We start from the raw sequence: 13,334 nt of genomic DNA, 5'->3' as shown, positions 1-13,334 counted from the left end.
GCTGTTCAGCGCGGCCCCCTTGCGCAGGTTGTCCCCCGACACGAACAGCGCCAGGCCCCGCCCGCCGGGACGCCCGCGCAACCATCGATCGCCCAGCGGCTCCAAGAGCTGGAGACGCTGCGCGCCAGCGGCGCGCTGACCGACCAGGAGTACACCAGCCGGCGGGCCCAGATCATCTCGGAAATCTGAACCCGAGCCGCACTAGAACACGTTTCAGTTCCGCTGCTAGCCTGTCCTCGTGGCTGCACAGGTTGGATCACTGCAAGGACGGGTGGCATTCGTTACCGGGGCCGCCCGGGCGCAGGGACGGTCGCACGCGGTGCGGCTTGCCCGGGAAGGCGCGGACATCATCGCGCTCGACATCTGCGCGCGGGCCTCGGACACCCTGACCTACACGCCGGCCACGCCCGAGGATCTCAGCGAGACTGTCCGCCTGGTCGAAGCCGAAGGCCGCAAGGTGCTGGCGCGCGAGGTCGACATCCGCGACGACGCGGCGCTGCGGCAACTCGTCGCCGACGGCGTCGAACAATTCGGCCGGCTCGACGTCCTGGTCGCCAACGCCGGGGTGCTGGGCTGGGGCCGGGTCTGGGAGCTCACCGACGAGCAATGGGACACCGTGATCGGGATCAACCTGACCGGCACGTGGCGCACCCTGCGCGCGGCGATCCCGGCGATGATCGAGGCCGGCAACGGCGGTTCCATCGTCGTCGTCAGCTCGGCGGCGGGCCTGAAGGCCACGCCCGGCAACGGCCACTACGCGGCCAGCAAATTCGGGCTCACCGGCCTGACCAACACCCTGGCGATCGAGCTTGGCGAATACGGCATCCGGGTCAACTCCATCCACCCCTACTCGGTGGAAACCCCGATGATCGAGCCCGAGGCGATGATGGAAATCTTTGCCAAGCACCCCCGTTTTGTGCACAGCTTCCCGCCAATGCCGATGCAGTACAAGGGATTCATGACGCCGGACGAGGTGTCCGACGTCGTCGTCTGGTTGGCCGGCGACGGGTCGGGCACCCTGTCGGGCACGCAGGTCCCCGTCGACAAGGGCGCGTTGAAGTACTGACCGGGCATCGTGGTATGAACACCACGTGACTGAAAAAGGCATCGTGATCGTCGGCGGCGGATTGGCCGCCGCTCGCACGGCCGAGCAACTGCGCCGGTCCGAATACGCCGGCCGGATCACGATCGTTAGCGACGAGGTGCACCTGCCCTACGATCGCCCGCCCCTGTCCAAGGAGGTGTTGCGCAAAGAGGTCGACGACGTGGCCCTCAAGCCGCGCGAGTGGTACGACGAGAAGGACATCACGCTGCGGCTGGGGTCGGCGGCCATCGCGCTGGACACGGCCAAGCAGACGGTGACGCTGGCCGACGGGACCGCGCTCGGCTATGACGAACTCGTCATCGCAACCGGGCTGGTGCCGCGGCGCATCCCAGCCTTCCCGGACCTGGACGGCATTCGGGTGCTGCGCTCGTTCGACGAGAGCATGGCGTTGCGGGAGCACGCGTCCGAGGCGCAGCGCGCCGTCGTCGTCGGCGCCGGTTTCATCGGCTGCGAGGTGGCCGCCAGCCTGCGCAGCCTGGGCGTGGACGTGGTGCTGGTCGAGCCCCAGCCGACGCCGCTGGCCGCGATACTCGGCGAGCAGATCGGCCAGTTGGTGGCGCGGCTGCACCGCGACGAGGGCGTCGACGTCCGGCTCGGCCTCGGGGTGGCGGAGGTGCGCGGCGAGGGGCATGTCGACACCGTGGTGCTGACCGACGGCACGGAGCTCGCCGCCGACCTCGTCGTGGTCGGCATCGGCTCGCGGCCGGCGACCGAGTGGCTCGAGGGCAGCGGCGTCGACGTCGACAGTGTTGATAGAGGTGTCATCTGCGACGAGGCCGGACGCACCAGCGCGCCGAACGTGTGGGCGCTCGGCGACGTCGCCTCCTGGCGCGATACGACGGGACACCAAGCGCGCGTGGAACATTGGAGCAACGTCGCCGACCAGGCCCGGGTGGTGGTGCCCGCGATGCTCGGACAGGACGTGCCGTCGGCCGTGGTGGTGCCGTATTTCTGGAGCGACCAGTACGACGTCAAGATCCAGTGCCTGGGGGAGCCCGAGGCCACCGACACCGTGCACCTCGTCGAGGACGACGGGCGCAAGTTCCTGGCGTATTACGAGCGCGACGGGGTGCTGGTCGGGGTGGTCGGCGGTGGGATGCCGGGCAAGGTCATGAAGGTCCGCGCGAAGATCGCCGCCGCCGCGCCCATCGCCGAGGTGCTCGGCTGACGCTTCCCAAAGTCGCGATACTCGACGATTACGCCGGCGTGGCGCTCGACCTCGCCGACTGGTCGCCGGTGCAGACCCGTTGTGAGCTGACGGTTTTCGACCGGCACCTGTCCGAGGCCGAGGCCGCCGACGCGTTGCGGCCCTTCGACGTGATCTGCACCCTGCGCGAGCGGATGGCGTTGCCGCGCACGCTCATCGAGCGGCTGCCGAACCTCAAGCTGATCACCATCGTGGGCAGGAGCCTGCCCAACCTGGATATGGCCGCGGCCACCGAGCGCGGCGTGCTGGTCGCCCACTCGGACTTCGCCAACCCGCGATTCTCCTCGGTTCGCGACGCGACCCCGGAACTGGCCTGGGGCCTGTTGATCGCGACGGTGCGCAATCTGGCCGAGGAGCATCGGCGGATGCGCGACGGGGGATGGCAGTCGACCACCGGTATGACGTTGTCCGGCAAGACGATTGGGCTGCTCGGCCTGGGCCGGACCGGCAAGCGCATGGCCGAATACGCGAAAGTATTTGGCATGCAGGTGATTGCGTGGAGCCAGAACCTCACCGAGGAGGCCGCCGCGGCGGCCGGCGCGCGCCGGGTCGAGAAGGCGGCCCTGTTCGCCGAGGCCGACGTGGTCTCGATCCACCTGGTGCTCTCCGAACGCACCCGCGGGCTGGTCGGCCGGCCCGAGCTGACCCTGATGAAGCCGCATGCCTACCTGATCAACACCTCGCGCGGCCCGATCGTGGACGAGGCCGCGCTGATCGACGCGCTCGAGACCGGGCGCGTCGCCGGGGCCGGGCTCGACGTCTACGACACCGAACCGCCGCCGCCCGACCATCCGCTGCGGGCGCTGCCGAACGTGACGCTGTCCCCCCATCTGGGGTACGTCACCCGCGAAATGCTCGGCGCCTTCTACGCGGACACCATCGAGGCCGTCGTCGCCTGGCTGGACGGGGCGCCCGTCCGGATCGCCAACCCCGAGGCTCAGAACTCGCCGAGGTAGAACCGGGCCCCCTGATCGTCGGCGCATTCGGCGGTCACGCCGTACGGCTGGCGGGCCGGCTCGGCGAGCACCGTGCCGCCCGCCTCGCGCACCCGGGCGACGGCCGCGTCGAGGTCCGACACCGTCCACATCGGCACCGTCGTCGAGGCGGCGCTGCCCCCGGCCGCGCCGGCCATCGGGTGCGTTCCCGCCACCTGCCACCCGTCGGGAACCCGCCCGGGCTCGAAGCTCCACCCCAGCACCCGGCCGTAGAAGGCGCGGAAGCCCGCGGAATCCGGCACTTCGTAGGTGACGTAGGACAGCTCGCCCGGCCCGGACCCGTTGAGCTGCGGGCGCTTTCGCCCGGCCGGCGGTTCGAACACCGCGAACGCGGCCCCGTGCGGGTCGGTGGCCTCGAGCACCACGCCGTAGTCGGCCTGGCGCGCTTCGCCCGCGACCCCGCCCGCCTCGGTTATCGCCGCGCGGGCGGCCGGCACGTCGCTGACGGCGTAACAACAGAACAAGGTGGGCGCCCCCGGTCGCGCCGAAATGCCGGTCGGCAGATCGGTATTGGTGACCCGGTGGGATGCCGGGTCGTATGTCCAGCCCAGCACGTGGCCGTAGAAGGCGGCCGCCCGATCGGCGTCCGGGCAGCACACCGCGACGTATCCGATGTCGCCGTGCCGAATGCCCGCGGGGTCCATAGTGGGCCCGGACAGCATCCAGCGGTGCCCGAACGGGTCGATGACGGTCGCGTTGCGGCTCCCGTGGCTTTCGTAGCTCTCGCGCTGGACGGTGGCGCCGTGTTCGCGCGCCCTGCGCAGGGCGGCGTCCGTGTCGCCGACGTGCAGCATCAGACTCACCGAAACCGCCCCGGGTGCAGGGGCCTTCAGCCCGAGCTCGGGATGCTCGTCGGCCAGGTAGAGCACCCCGCCTCCGACCGCGATCTCCGCGTGCCCGACCCGGCCGTCATCCATCACGATCGGTTCACCGACCACGACGGCGTCGAACGCGTCGGCGTACCAGGCGATCGCCGCCCGCGCGTTCGCGACGCTCAGGTAGGGCAGCGCCGCCGGGCGCGGGGGGACCTGAGTCGCAATAGGGCTCACGACAACTCCTTCCGGTAGGGACATCGCGGATTCCAGCCGCCGGCGGAGCCGCGCGGCGAAGCCCGGATCTGGTTGCACCGGAAGGTCATCGGCGTGCAGCACGTCCAGTGGATCGTCGTGCCGACTCATGGCGTGCCTCCTTCCGGATACTGTTGTTTGAAGGCCCGGCGGGCCCGCACCAGGAGCGCCTCGGTGGCGTGCACGGTGCGCCCGATCAGCTCGGCGCACTCCCTGACCGAGCAGTCATCCATGTAGCGCAGCACCAGCACGGCGCGGTGCGGCTCGGCCAGCCGGGCCAGCACCGCCTCGGCGACCATGCGGTCCAGCTCCGCGTCCCAGTCGTCGACCGTGTCCGCCGGCTCCGGCGGGTCGGCGACCGGCACGGTCAGCCGGTGCGGACCGCGCCGATAGTGGTCGGCCAGCTTGTGGCGTGCCACCCCGAGCAGCCACGGAATCGACACCGGCGGCGGATCGCTTTTCCGCGCCGCGTCCATGGCCGCGAGAAAAGTCTCCGACGTCAGGTCCTCCGCCGTCGCGCGATCACCGCAGCGGCGGACGAAGTACCCGTACACGACGGGCAACGCTTCGTCGTACAGCTCGAGCAACGCGCGTCGAGCGTCAAATTGGGGATCCGCTTCGGCGCTCACATCTATATAGTCGCCGCGGCGGCCCGAACTCCGACGGGGCGGAGGAGAAAAAAACTTACTGCCAATTCACCGGCGGGCCGTGCGGATGGCATTCGGCGAGGACGGCCGGCTCGCCGCCCGGCCAGCTGCGGGCCCGCACCAGAAACCGGATCGGCGTGCCTGGCCCGTCGCGCGCCGGCTCCAGCGTCAGGTGCGCGAATGGCGACCGGGCCTCGGCCCTCGCGCCGAGCGCCTCGATCCCGGCGCGGACCGCGGCGCGCTCGTCGTCGGACAGGTACTGCCAGGTGATCGAATGCCACAGCACGGTCAACGCGCCGGCGGCGAGGGTCAGGCCGGCCACCGCCTCGGCCGCCGTCCGGCGCTCGAGGGCCGCCGGGACGGTCCGGGCGACGGCGATGGCGCCGCGCAGCCGGCGCAACCGGGCGTCCTGGTCGGGCCAGACGTAGCTCAACGCGGTCACTTCCCCCTCGACGCCGGTGACGTCGATCGGCGCGATGTCGTAGCCGTTTCGCTCGACGATGCGCAGGGCGCCGTCGCGCGGCACGGCGCCGCGCCAGGCGTCGTCGATGGTGACCGGCGAGTCGGCCGGCCCCCATCGGCCGCCCCTGAGACCGGATCCGTAACGGTAGTGGTAGTGGTCGGCGCGCATGTTCAGGCCCGCGCTCGATCCGATCTCGAAAAGCCTTATCGGCAAATCGAATCGGCGATTGAGCCGCAGCAGTCCACCGATCAGCGCGGCGGACCGGCCCACCTCGTTGGTCTGCGGCGGCTGATGGAGCGCGGCGCGCAACGCCTCGGTGTTCTCCGCCGCGGTGCGCAGGATTTCGGGCCACGCGTTCGCCGCGTCCCAGACGCCGCCGGTGCTGGGATACCAGCGGCGCAATTGCGGCGCCCGGCCGTCGAGCACCAACCGGTGCAGCCCGCCGAGCAGCCGCAGCGGCACCGCGTGGCGCGAGGGCGCGTCCTCGTGGCCGGCCAGGATGGTCGCGAAGACGCCGCCCGCCTCGACGTCGCCGGCCACCAGCTCGAAGAGCTCCCCGTACATCGGGGAGCCGGAGCCCGCGCAGAACCGGCCCTGCGAGCGCAGCATGTGCAGCAGGTGCTCGGCGCCCCCGCTCATCGGTCCAGCCGTTCCAGCCCGGCGCCGACGACGTCGAACGCGTTGCCGAGCGCGGTGGGCAGTGGGACGGATTCGTCGGAGAGCCAGTGCTCGTAGGCGCTCAGCGCGACCCCGAGCATGGTCCAGGCGACGGTCTGCGGCAGCGGGTCGGTGGTCTTGACGCCCAACCGGTGGGCCACGAAACCCGCCATCACCTCACGCCAGCCGGCGTACATCGTCATCGAATACGCTTGCAGCTCCGCGGTTTCCAGGATGACCCGCATGCGCTGGCGGTGCCGGACCGTCTCGCACTCGTCGAAGGTGTTGAACGCCAGCAGCGCCCCGCGCAACGCCTCGTCGAGGGGCACCCGCGGGTCGACGTTGTCGAGCAGCTCCCGCAGGTGCGCGAGGTGGGCGTCGAAATCGCCCCAAAGGATCGCGTTCTTGGAGGCGTAATAGCGAAACAGCGTGCGGCGGGCGATGCCGGCCGCCTGCGCGACGTCGTCCACGCTCACCTCGTCGAATCCCCGGGCCGCGAACAACTCGAGGGCGACGTCGGTGATGTGCCCCGGTGTCGTGGAGCGGCGCCGGCCCACCCGCGGCTGCGGCATGTCAGACCCGCCCTTCCATTGCGGCACTCGATGCCATATTGTGTCCAGAACGATCCATCCTTGTCGAGTCCCAACGGGAGGAAAAGTTCCATGGAGCATGAAAACGAGACCGAGACCGAGCTCGTCACCGAGACCCTCGTGGAAGAGGTGTCCATCGACGGGATGTGCGGGGTCTACTGATCCGCGTGTTCGATCCCGACCGAGGCTGGCGGTTGCACCCGCAGGTGGCGGTTCGGCCGGAGCCGTTCGGCGCGCTGCTGTACCACTTCGGCACCCGCAAGCTGTCCTTCCTGAAGAACCGCACCATCCTCACGGTGGTGCGGTCGCTGGCCGATCATCCCGACGTCCGGTCGGCCTGCCGCGCCGCCGGCGTGGACGACCCGGGGCAGGGACCGTACCTGCATGCGCTGGGTGTGCTGGCGGAGTCAAATATGTTGGTAGCCAAGGAGACCGAATGAGTGTCGCTGTTCCGCGGCTCATCGAACAGTTCGAGCGCGGCCTGGACGCCCCGATCTGCCTGACGTGGGAGCTGACGTACGCGTGCAACCTGGCGTGCGTGCACTGCCTGTCCTCGTCGGGCAAACGGGATCCGCGGGAGTTGTCCACGCGCCAGTGCATGGACATCATCGACGAGCTGGAACGCATGCAGGTGTTCTACGTCAACATCGGCGGCGGCGAACCCACCGTGCGGCCCGACTTCTGGGAGCTGGTCGACTATGCGACCGCGCACCGCGTCGGCGTGAAGTTCTCGACCAACGGCGTCCGGATCACCCCGCAGGTCGCCGCCCGCCTGGCCGCCAGTGACTACGTCGACGTCCAGATCTCGCTCGACGGCGCCACCGCGGAGGTCAACGACGCCGTCCGCGGGGCCGGCTCGTTCGCGATGGCGGTGCGCGCGCTGGAGAACCTGGCCGAGGCGGGATTCCGGGACGCGAAGATCTCCGTCGTCGTGACCCGGCACAACGTCGACCAGCTCGACGAATTCGCCGCGCTGGCAAGCCGTTACGGCGCCACCCTGCGGATCACCCGGCTGCGGCCCTCCGGTCGGGGCGCGGATGTGTGGGAAGAACTGCACCCCACCGCCGCCCAGCAGGTCCAGCTCTACGACTGGCTCGTCGCCAAGGGGGAGCGGGTGCTCACCGGTGACTCCTTCTTCCACCTCGCCCCGCTCGGCTCCTCCGGCGCCCTGGCCGGTTTGAACATGTGCGGCGCCGGGCGCGTCGTGTGCCTGATCGACCCGGTGGGCGACGTTTACGCCTGCCCGTTCGCCATCCATGACCGCTTCCTGGCCGGAAACATCCTGTCCGACGGGGGATTTGACAGCGTCTGGAAGAACGCACCGCTGTTTCGCGAGCTGCGCGAACCGCAGTCGGCGGGGGCCTGCAGCAGCTGCGGGCATTACGACAGCTGCCGGGGCGGATGCATGGCGGCCAAATTCTTCACCGGCCTGCCGATGGACGGGCCCGATCCCGAATGCGTGCAAGGCCATAGCGAGCAGGCCCTGGCGCGTGACCGCAGCACCCCGCGGCCCCGCGGCGACCATTCCCGGAAGACGAGTGGGCCAGTGCTCCTGACACTGTCGCGACCCCCGGCGCGGCTCTGCAACGAAAGCCCGCTTTAGCGATGGCCGACCAATGGTTCGAAACGGTCGCCATCGCCCAGCAGCGCGCGAAGCGGCGGTTACCGAAATCGGTTTATTCGGCGTTGCTTGCGGGCAGTGAAAAGGGAATCACCGTCGCGGGCAACGTCGAAGCGTTCGGCGAACTCGGATTCGCGCCCCACGTCGTCGGCGCCCCGGAAAAGCGCGACCAATCGACTACCGTTATGGGGCAGGATATTTCGTTGCCGGTCGTCATTTCGCCAACCGGCGTCCAGGCGGTCGACCCGGACGGCGAGGTGGCCGTCGCACGGGCGGCGGCGGCGCGGGGAACGGCGATGGGGCTTTCCTCTTTCGCCAGTAAACCGATCGAAGAGGTCATCGCCGCCAACCCCAAATTGTTCTTCCAGGTGTACTGGCTCGGCGGGCGCGACGCCATCGCCGAGCGCGTGGAACGCGCGCGCCAGGCCGGTGCGGTCGGCCTGATCGTCACCACCGACTGGTCGTTCTCGCACGGGCGCGACTGGGGCAGCCCGAAAATCCCCGAAGAGATGAACCTGCGGACCATCCTGCGCCAGTCTCCGGAGGCGGTCTTCAAGCCCCGCTGGTTGTGGAAGTACGGCAAGACCCTGCGCCCGCCGGACCTGCGGGTGCCGAACCAGGCGCGCCGCGGCGAGCCCGGGCCGCCCTTCTTCGCCGCCTACGGGGAATGGATGGGCACGCCGCCGCCGACCTGGGATGACATTGCCTGGCTGCGCGAGCTGTGGGGCGGACCGTTCATGCTCAAGGGCGTGATGCGCGTCGACGACGCGAAAAGGGCTGTGGACGCAGGTGTTTCGGCGATCTCGGTGTCGAATCACGGTGGCAACAACCTGGACGGCACACCGGCGTCGATCCGCGCCCTGCCCGCGGTGGTCGCCGCGGTCGGGGACCAGGTCGAGGTGCTGCTCGACGGCGGCATCCGCCGCGGCAGCGACGTCGTCAAGGCGGTTGCGCTCGGGGCGCGGGCGGTGATGATCGGCCGCGCGTACCTGTGGGGCCTCGCGGCCGGCGGCCAGGCCGGTGTGGAGAACGTCCTCGATATCTTGCGCGGCGGCATCGACTCGGCGCTGATGGGCCTGGGGCGCTCCTCGGTTCACGACCTCACCCCGGACGACCTGTTGGTGCCGGACGGCTTCGCGCGGGCGCTCGGGGTACCGCCCGCCTAAATTTGGGTAGCTCGGGCTTTTTTCCCAGGATTGAGCATGGGCCGTTTTCAACAACAGCGCGAAATGGCCCTCTAGCGTGAAACGACGGCGGCGAAAATTGTGGTGCGTGCGAGGCAACCGTGACGAACGAGCCATCAAATTCGACCGCTTGGTGAACAGCCAAGAAAAAAATAATTTTGTAGGGTCAACAATTGGTGCACGCCAGGTGAATTCGTCCTACCATCAGCCAGTGCCCGTACTCGGCGAATTAGCAACGATGGCGTCGAGCCAGCTATTCGGCACCTCGCCGTCATTAATGGTCCCGGTGGGATCGACCGAACAACACGGTCCGCACCTCCCGCTGGACACCGATACCCAGATCGCGACGGCGGTCGCGCGGGGGGCCAGGGCCCGCCTGGAACAGGACTGGTTGGTCGCGCCGGCCATCGCCTACGGCGCCAGCGGCGAGCACCAGGACTTCGCCGGAACCATCTCGATCGGCACCGAGGCCCTGACGACGCTGCTGGTGGAGTACGGCAGGTCAGCGGCTTGCTGGGCCCCGCGGCTCGTCTTCGTCAACGGGCACGGCGGCAATGTTGGCGCGTTGCGCACCGCGGTGAGCGCGCTGCGCGCCGAGGGCCGAGACGCCGCCTGGTGCCCCTGCGTTGCCGCCGGCGGCGACGCCCACGCCGGCCATACCGAAACATCGGTGTTGCTCCATATCTCGCCGGCCGACGTGCTGACCGACCGGTGGCTCAGCGGTAACCGGACGCCACTGGAAGACCTGCTCCCGTCGATGCGCCGCGGCGGCGTCGTGGCGGTCAGCCGGGTCGGGGTGTTGGGGGACCCCACCACCGCGACGGCCGCCGAGGGCAAGCGCATCTTCGCCGAGATGGTCGACGACTGTGTCCGTCGGGTCGCCCGCTGGTCGCCCGGGCACGACGGGAAGCTGAAATGACGGCAACGCGATTGCCGGACGGGTTCGCCGTCCAGGTCGACCGCCGCGTGCGGGTGCTCGGCGACGGTTCCGCCCTGCTGGGCGGCTCACCGACGCGCCTGCTCAAGTTGGCCCCCGCCGCCCAGAGCATGCTTTCCGATGGCCGGCTGAAGGTTCGCGACGACGTCAGCGCCCAGCTGGCCCGCACCCTGCTCGACGCCACCGTGGCGCACCCGCGCCCCGCGGGAGGCCCGTCGCACCGCGACGTGACCGTGGTAATTCCGGTGCGGGACAACGTTTCCGGGGTGCGTCACCTGGTCAGCTGTCTGCGCGGATTGCGCGTCATCGTGGTCGACGACGGTTCGTTCCCCCCGATCGAGCCGGAAGACTTCATCGGTGCGCACTGCGACGTCGAGGTGCTGCGCCACCCCCACAGCAAGGGTCCGGCCGCGGCGCGCAACACCGGGCTGGCCGCCTGCACGACCGACTTCGTCGCGTTCCTCGACTCCGACGTGACGCCGCGCCGCGGCTGGCTCGAGGCCCTGCTCGGTCACTTCTGCGATCCGACCGTCGCCCTGGTCGCGCCGCGCATCGTCGGCCTGTCGCACAGCGAGAACGTGGTCGCCCGCTACGAGGCGGTGCACTCGTCGCTGGACCTCGGGGAGCGCGAGGCCCCGGTGCTGCCCCACAGCACGGTGTCCTACGTTCCCAGCGCGGCGATCATCTGCCGCCGCTCGGCCATCCGCGACGTCGGGGGCTTCGACGAGACGATGCAGTCCGGCGAGGACGTCGACCTGTGCTGGCGGCTGATCGAGGCGGGCGCGCGGCTGCGCTACGAGCCGATCGCCCAGGTCGCCCACGATCACCGCACCGAGTTACGGGATTGGCTCGCGCGCAAGGCCTTTTACGGCGGCTCGGCGGCCCCGCTGTCCGTGCGTCACCCGGACAAGACGGCCCCGGTGGTGATCTCCGGCTGGGCGCTGATGGCCTGGATCCTGGTCGCGCTGGGGACGAGCCTCAGCCAGCTCGCCTCGATCGTCGTCGCCCTGGTGACCGGCCGGCGGATCGCCAAGGCGATGCGCGGCGCCGACACTTCGCTCTTGGACGTCCTCACGATCGCGACCCGCGGCCTGTGGTCGGCGGCGCTGCAGCTGGCGTCGGCCCTGTGCCGGCACTACTGGCCGCTGGCCTTGGTCGCGGCGATCCTGTCACGCCACTGCAGACGCGTCGTGCTGGTGGCCGCCGTCATGGACGGCGTGGTGGACTGGCTGCGCCGCCGGGACGCCACCGGCGACGAGGCCGAACCCATCGGGCTGCTGACCTACATCTTGCTCAAGCGCGTCGACGACCTGGCCTACGGCCTCGGGCTGTGGTGGGGTGTGGCCCGCGAACGCAACGTGCGCGCGCTCAAGCCGCAGATTCGCACATAGCGGTTTCGACGCCCCTTGACCGCAGCCGCCCCGCACAGCGATGTGCTGATCGTCGGCGCCGGCAGCGCTGGTTCGGTTGTCGCCGAACGCCTTTCCGCCGATGCCGCCCGCACCGTCACCGTGCTGGAGGCCGGCCCCGCGCTGGCCGACCCGGAGTTGCTGGCCCTGACCGCCAACGGGCTGCAGCTGCCGATCGGGGTCGGCAGCCCGCTGGCCCGGCGCTACCTGACCACGCTGACCGATCGGCACGCCCTGAAGCTGCCGATCGTGCGCGGGGCCACCGTCGGCGGTTCGGGTGCGATCAACGGCGGCTACTTCTGTCGCGCGCTGCCGTGCGACTTCGATCGCGCCGCGGTGCCCGGCTGGGCATGGTCGGATGTGCTCGAGCACTTCCGCGCCATCGAGACCGACCTGGATTTCGACGGCCCCGCGCACGGCCAGGCCGGGCCGATCCCGGTGCGCAGAACCCGCGAAATGACCGGTACCACGGAAGCTTTCATCGCGCAGGCGGAGCGCGCCGGGTTTGGGTGGATCGACGACCTCAACGATGCTGGGCCGGAACTGGTTTCGGGGCTGGGGGCGGTCCCGCTCAATATCGTCGACGGGGTGCGCACCGGATCCGGGGCGGCGTACCTGCTGCCGGCGCTCGGGCGGCCCAACCTGATGTTGCTGGAGCGGACCCGCGCGGTGCGACTGCGTTTCGCGGGTGCCACGGCGGTGGGTGTCGAGGTGATCGGTCCGCGAGGCCAGGCGACGGTTTCCGCCGACCGAATAGTGTTGTGCGCCGGCGCGATTGAGTCGGCGCACCTCCTGATGCTATCCGGCATCGGCGACGAAGCAATGCTGCGTGCCGCGGGCGTCCCGGTGGTGGCGCCGCTGCCGGTCGCGACGTCGTGCAGCGACCACCCCGAATGGGTGTTGCCGACCAACTGGGCCGTGGCGCCAGGCCGGCCCGTGGTGGAGGTAGTGCTCAGCACCGACGACGGAATCGAGATCCGGCCGTACACGGGCGGATTCGTCGCGATGACCGGCGACGGCACCGCCGGACACCCCGACTGGCCGCACATCGGGGTGGCGCTGATGCGACCGCAGGCGCGCGGGCGCATCACGCTGGTCTCGCCGGATCCCGCCGTGCCGCCGCACATCGAGCACCGCTATGACAGCGAGCCCGACGACGTCGCCGCGCTGCGCCGGGGCAGCGAACTGGCCCGCGAACTGGCCGGTGCCGCAACGTCTGTCGGGTCACCGGTGTGGTCGACGTCGCAACACCTGTGCGGCACCGCGCCGATGGGCACCGTCGTCGATCCGCGCTGCCGCGTCTACGGCATCGAAAACCTTTGGGTCATAGACGGTTCCATCCTGCCCGCGATCACCAGCCGTGGGCCGCACGCGACCATCGTCATGCTGGGCCACCGGGCCGCGGAATTCGTCGCCTAGGGCTGCATCTCGATCGGCACGCCGATCGGCGCC

The 13,334-nt window shown here is 70.1% G+C and carries 15 protein-coding genes; 11 read left to right on the top strand and 4 right to left on the bottom strand.

Annotation, left to right across the window (positions count from 1 at the left end; all coding sequences use genetic code 11):
• From A5706_RS22215 to A5706_RS22200, 4 genes are all read left to right on the top strand, one after another.
• A partial coding sequence (locus A5706_RS22215) for an SHOCT domain-containing protein (protein ID WP_369831939.1) occupies positions 1-189 on the top strand: 189 nt, incomplete at its 5' end.
• Positions 190-238: 49 nt separating this feature from the next.
• Entirely contained in the window at positions 239-1,066 is an 828-nt protein-coding gene (locus tag A5706_RS22210; protein ID WP_068135359.1) for a mycofactocin-coupled SDR family oxidoreductase, read from the top strand.
• A 25-nt stretch (positions 1,067-1,091) separates the two neighbouring features.
• On the top strand, positions 1,092-2,273 hold the full coding sequence (locus A5706_RS22205; protein ID WP_068135356.1) for an NAD(P)/FAD-dependent oxidoreductase: 1,182 nt from the start codon (positions 1,092-1,094) through the stop codon (positions 2,271-2,273).
• Positions 2,270-3,268, top strand: a complete 999-nt coding sequence (locus A5706_RS22200) for a D-2-hydroxyacid dehydrogenase family protein (RefSeq protein ID WP_068135362.1) — start codon at positions 2,270-2,272, stop codon at positions 3,266-3,268. Before A5706_RS22205 ends, A5706_RS22200 begins: the two co-directional genes overlap by 4 nt.
• On the opposite strand, the gene A5706_RS22195 is transcribed toward A5706_RS22200, so the two are convergent.
• Genes A5706_RS22195 through mftR form a run of 4 tightly spaced genes read right to left on the bottom strand, consistent with a single transcriptional unit; the run spans position 3,250 to position 6,713 of the window.
• Positions 3,250-4,485: a VOC family protein gene (locus A5706_RS22195; RefSeq protein WP_068135353.1), complete on the bottom strand. Its 1,236-nt coding sequence runs from the start codon at positions 4,483-4,485 to the stop codon at positions 3,250-3,252. The two genes, A5706_RS22200 and A5706_RS22195, sit on opposite strands and share 19 nt — an antisense overlap.
• Positions 4,482-5,003 (bottom strand): RNA polymerase sigma factor, encoded by a 522-nt coding sequence (locus A5706_RS22190; RefSeq protein ID WP_068135349.1) that lies wholly within the window; start codon positions 5,001-5,003, stop codon positions 4,482-4,484. The genes A5706_RS22195 and A5706_RS22190 overlap by 4 nt, the downstream gene beginning before the upstream one ends.
• Positions 5,004-5,058: 55 nt before the next feature.
• Positions 5,059-6,123, bottom strand: a complete 1,065-nt coding sequence (locus A5706_RS22185) for a DUF2332 domain-containing protein (protein ID WP_068135346.1) — start codon at positions 6,121-6,123, stop codon at positions 5,059-5,061.
• Positions 6,120-6,713 (bottom strand): mycofactocin system transcriptional regulator, encoded by a 594-nt coding sequence (mftR, locus tag A5706_RS22180; protein ID WP_068135344.1) that lies wholly within the window; start codon positions 6,711-6,713, stop codon positions 6,120-6,122. The genes A5706_RS22185 and mftR overlap by 4 nt, the downstream gene beginning before the upstream one ends.
• A 90-nt stretch (positions 6,714-6,803) precedes the next feature.
• Here mftR and mftA point away from each other — a divergent pair, with 90 nt between their 5' ends.
• The 7 genes from mftA to mftG all read left to right on the top strand — a co-directional run bounded on the left by mftA (position 6,804) and on the right by mftG (position 13,301).
• Positions 6,804-6,893, top strand: a complete 90-nt coding sequence (gene mftA, locus A5706_RS22175) for a mycofactocin precursor MftA (protein WP_067158700.1) — start codon at positions 6,804-6,806, stop codon at positions 6,891-6,893.
• 5 nt (positions 6,894-6,898) lie between these two features.
• A complete protein-coding gene (gene mftB / locus A5706_RS22170) occupies positions 6,899-7,171 on the top strand; it encodes a mycofactocin biosynthesis chaperone MftB (protein WP_231982107.1) in 273 nt (90 codons plus the stop codon).
• Complete coding sequence (mftC, locus tag A5706_RS22165; RefSeq protein ID WP_068135341.1) at positions 7,168-8,334, top strand: mycofactocin radical SAM maturase; 1,167 nt, start codon at positions 7,168-7,170, stop codon at positions 8,332-8,334. The genes mftB and mftC overlap by 4 nt, the downstream gene beginning before the upstream one ends.
• 2 nt (positions 8,335-8,336) lie before the next feature.
• Positions 8,337-9,518 carry a pre-mycofactocin synthase MftD gene (mftD, locus tag A5706_RS22160; RefSeq protein ID WP_068135338.1) on the top strand — a complete coding sequence of 394 codons (1,182 nt, stop codon included), beginning with the start codon at positions 8,337-8,339 and terminating at the stop codon, positions 9,516-9,518.
• Positions 9,519-9,723: 205 nt separating this feature from the next.
• A complete protein-coding gene (gene mftE / locus A5706_RS22155) occupies positions 9,724-10,455 on the top strand; it encodes a mycofactocin biosynthesis peptidyl-dipeptidase MftE (protein WP_068135335.1) in 732 nt (243 codons plus the stop codon).
• On the top strand, positions 10,452-11,864 hold the full coding sequence (mftF, locus tag A5706_RS22150) for a mycofactocin biosynthesis glycosyltransferase MftF (RefSeq protein ID WP_068135333.1): 1,413 nt from the start codon (positions 10,452-10,454) through the stop codon (positions 11,862-11,864). Before mftE ends, mftF begins: the two co-directional genes overlap by 4 nt.
• 15 nt (positions 11,865-11,879) lie before the next feature.
• Positions 11,880-13,301, top strand: coding sequence for a mycofactocin system GMC family oxidoreductase MftG (mftG, locus tag A5706_RS22145; protein ID WP_068135328.1), 1,422 nt, complete (start codon positions 11,880-11,882; stop codon positions 13,299-13,301).
• Positions 13,302-13,334 lie beyond the last annotated feature (33 nt).

Source organism: Mycobacterium sp. E796 (assembly GCF_001672815.1).
Lineage (GTDB): Bacteria > Actinomycetota > Actinomycetes > Mycobacteriales > Mycobacteriaceae > Mycobacterium.
Note: the sequence above shows the minus strand (reverse complement) of the source record. Positions and strands in the feature narration are given on the sequence as shown.

What these genes read in the sequence shown, in the direction of transcription:
- A5706_RS22185 (WP_068135346.1), bottom strand. Translation starts at nt 6,123, where the DNA reads ATGAGCGGGGGCGCCGAGCACCTGCTGCACATGCTGCGCTCGCAGGGC.
- A5706_RS22195 (WP_068135353.1), bottom strand. Translation starts at nt 4,485, where the DNA reads ATGAGTCGGCACGACGATCCACTGGACGTGCTGCACGCCGATGACCTT.
- mftA (WP_067158700.1), top strand. Translation starts at nt 6,804, where the DNA reads ATGGAGCATGAAAACGAGACCGAGACCGAGCTCGTCACCGAGACCCTC.
- mftF (WP_068135333.1), top strand. Translation starts at nt 10,452, where the DNA reads ATGACGGCAACGCGATTGCCGGACGGGTTCGCCGTCCAGGTCGACCGC.
- mftR (WP_068135344.1), bottom strand. Translation starts at nt 6,713, where the DNA reads ATGCCGCAGCCGCGGGTGGGCCGGCGCCGCTCCACGACACCGGGGCAC.
- mftC (WP_068135341.1), top strand. Translation starts at nt 7,168, where the DNA reads ATGAGTGTCGCTGTTCCGCGGCTCATCGAACAGTTCGAGCGCGGCCTG.
- mftD (WP_068135338.1), top strand. Translation starts at nt 8,337, where the DNA reads ATGGCCGACCAATGGTTCGAAACGGTCGCCATCGCCCAGCAGCGCGCG.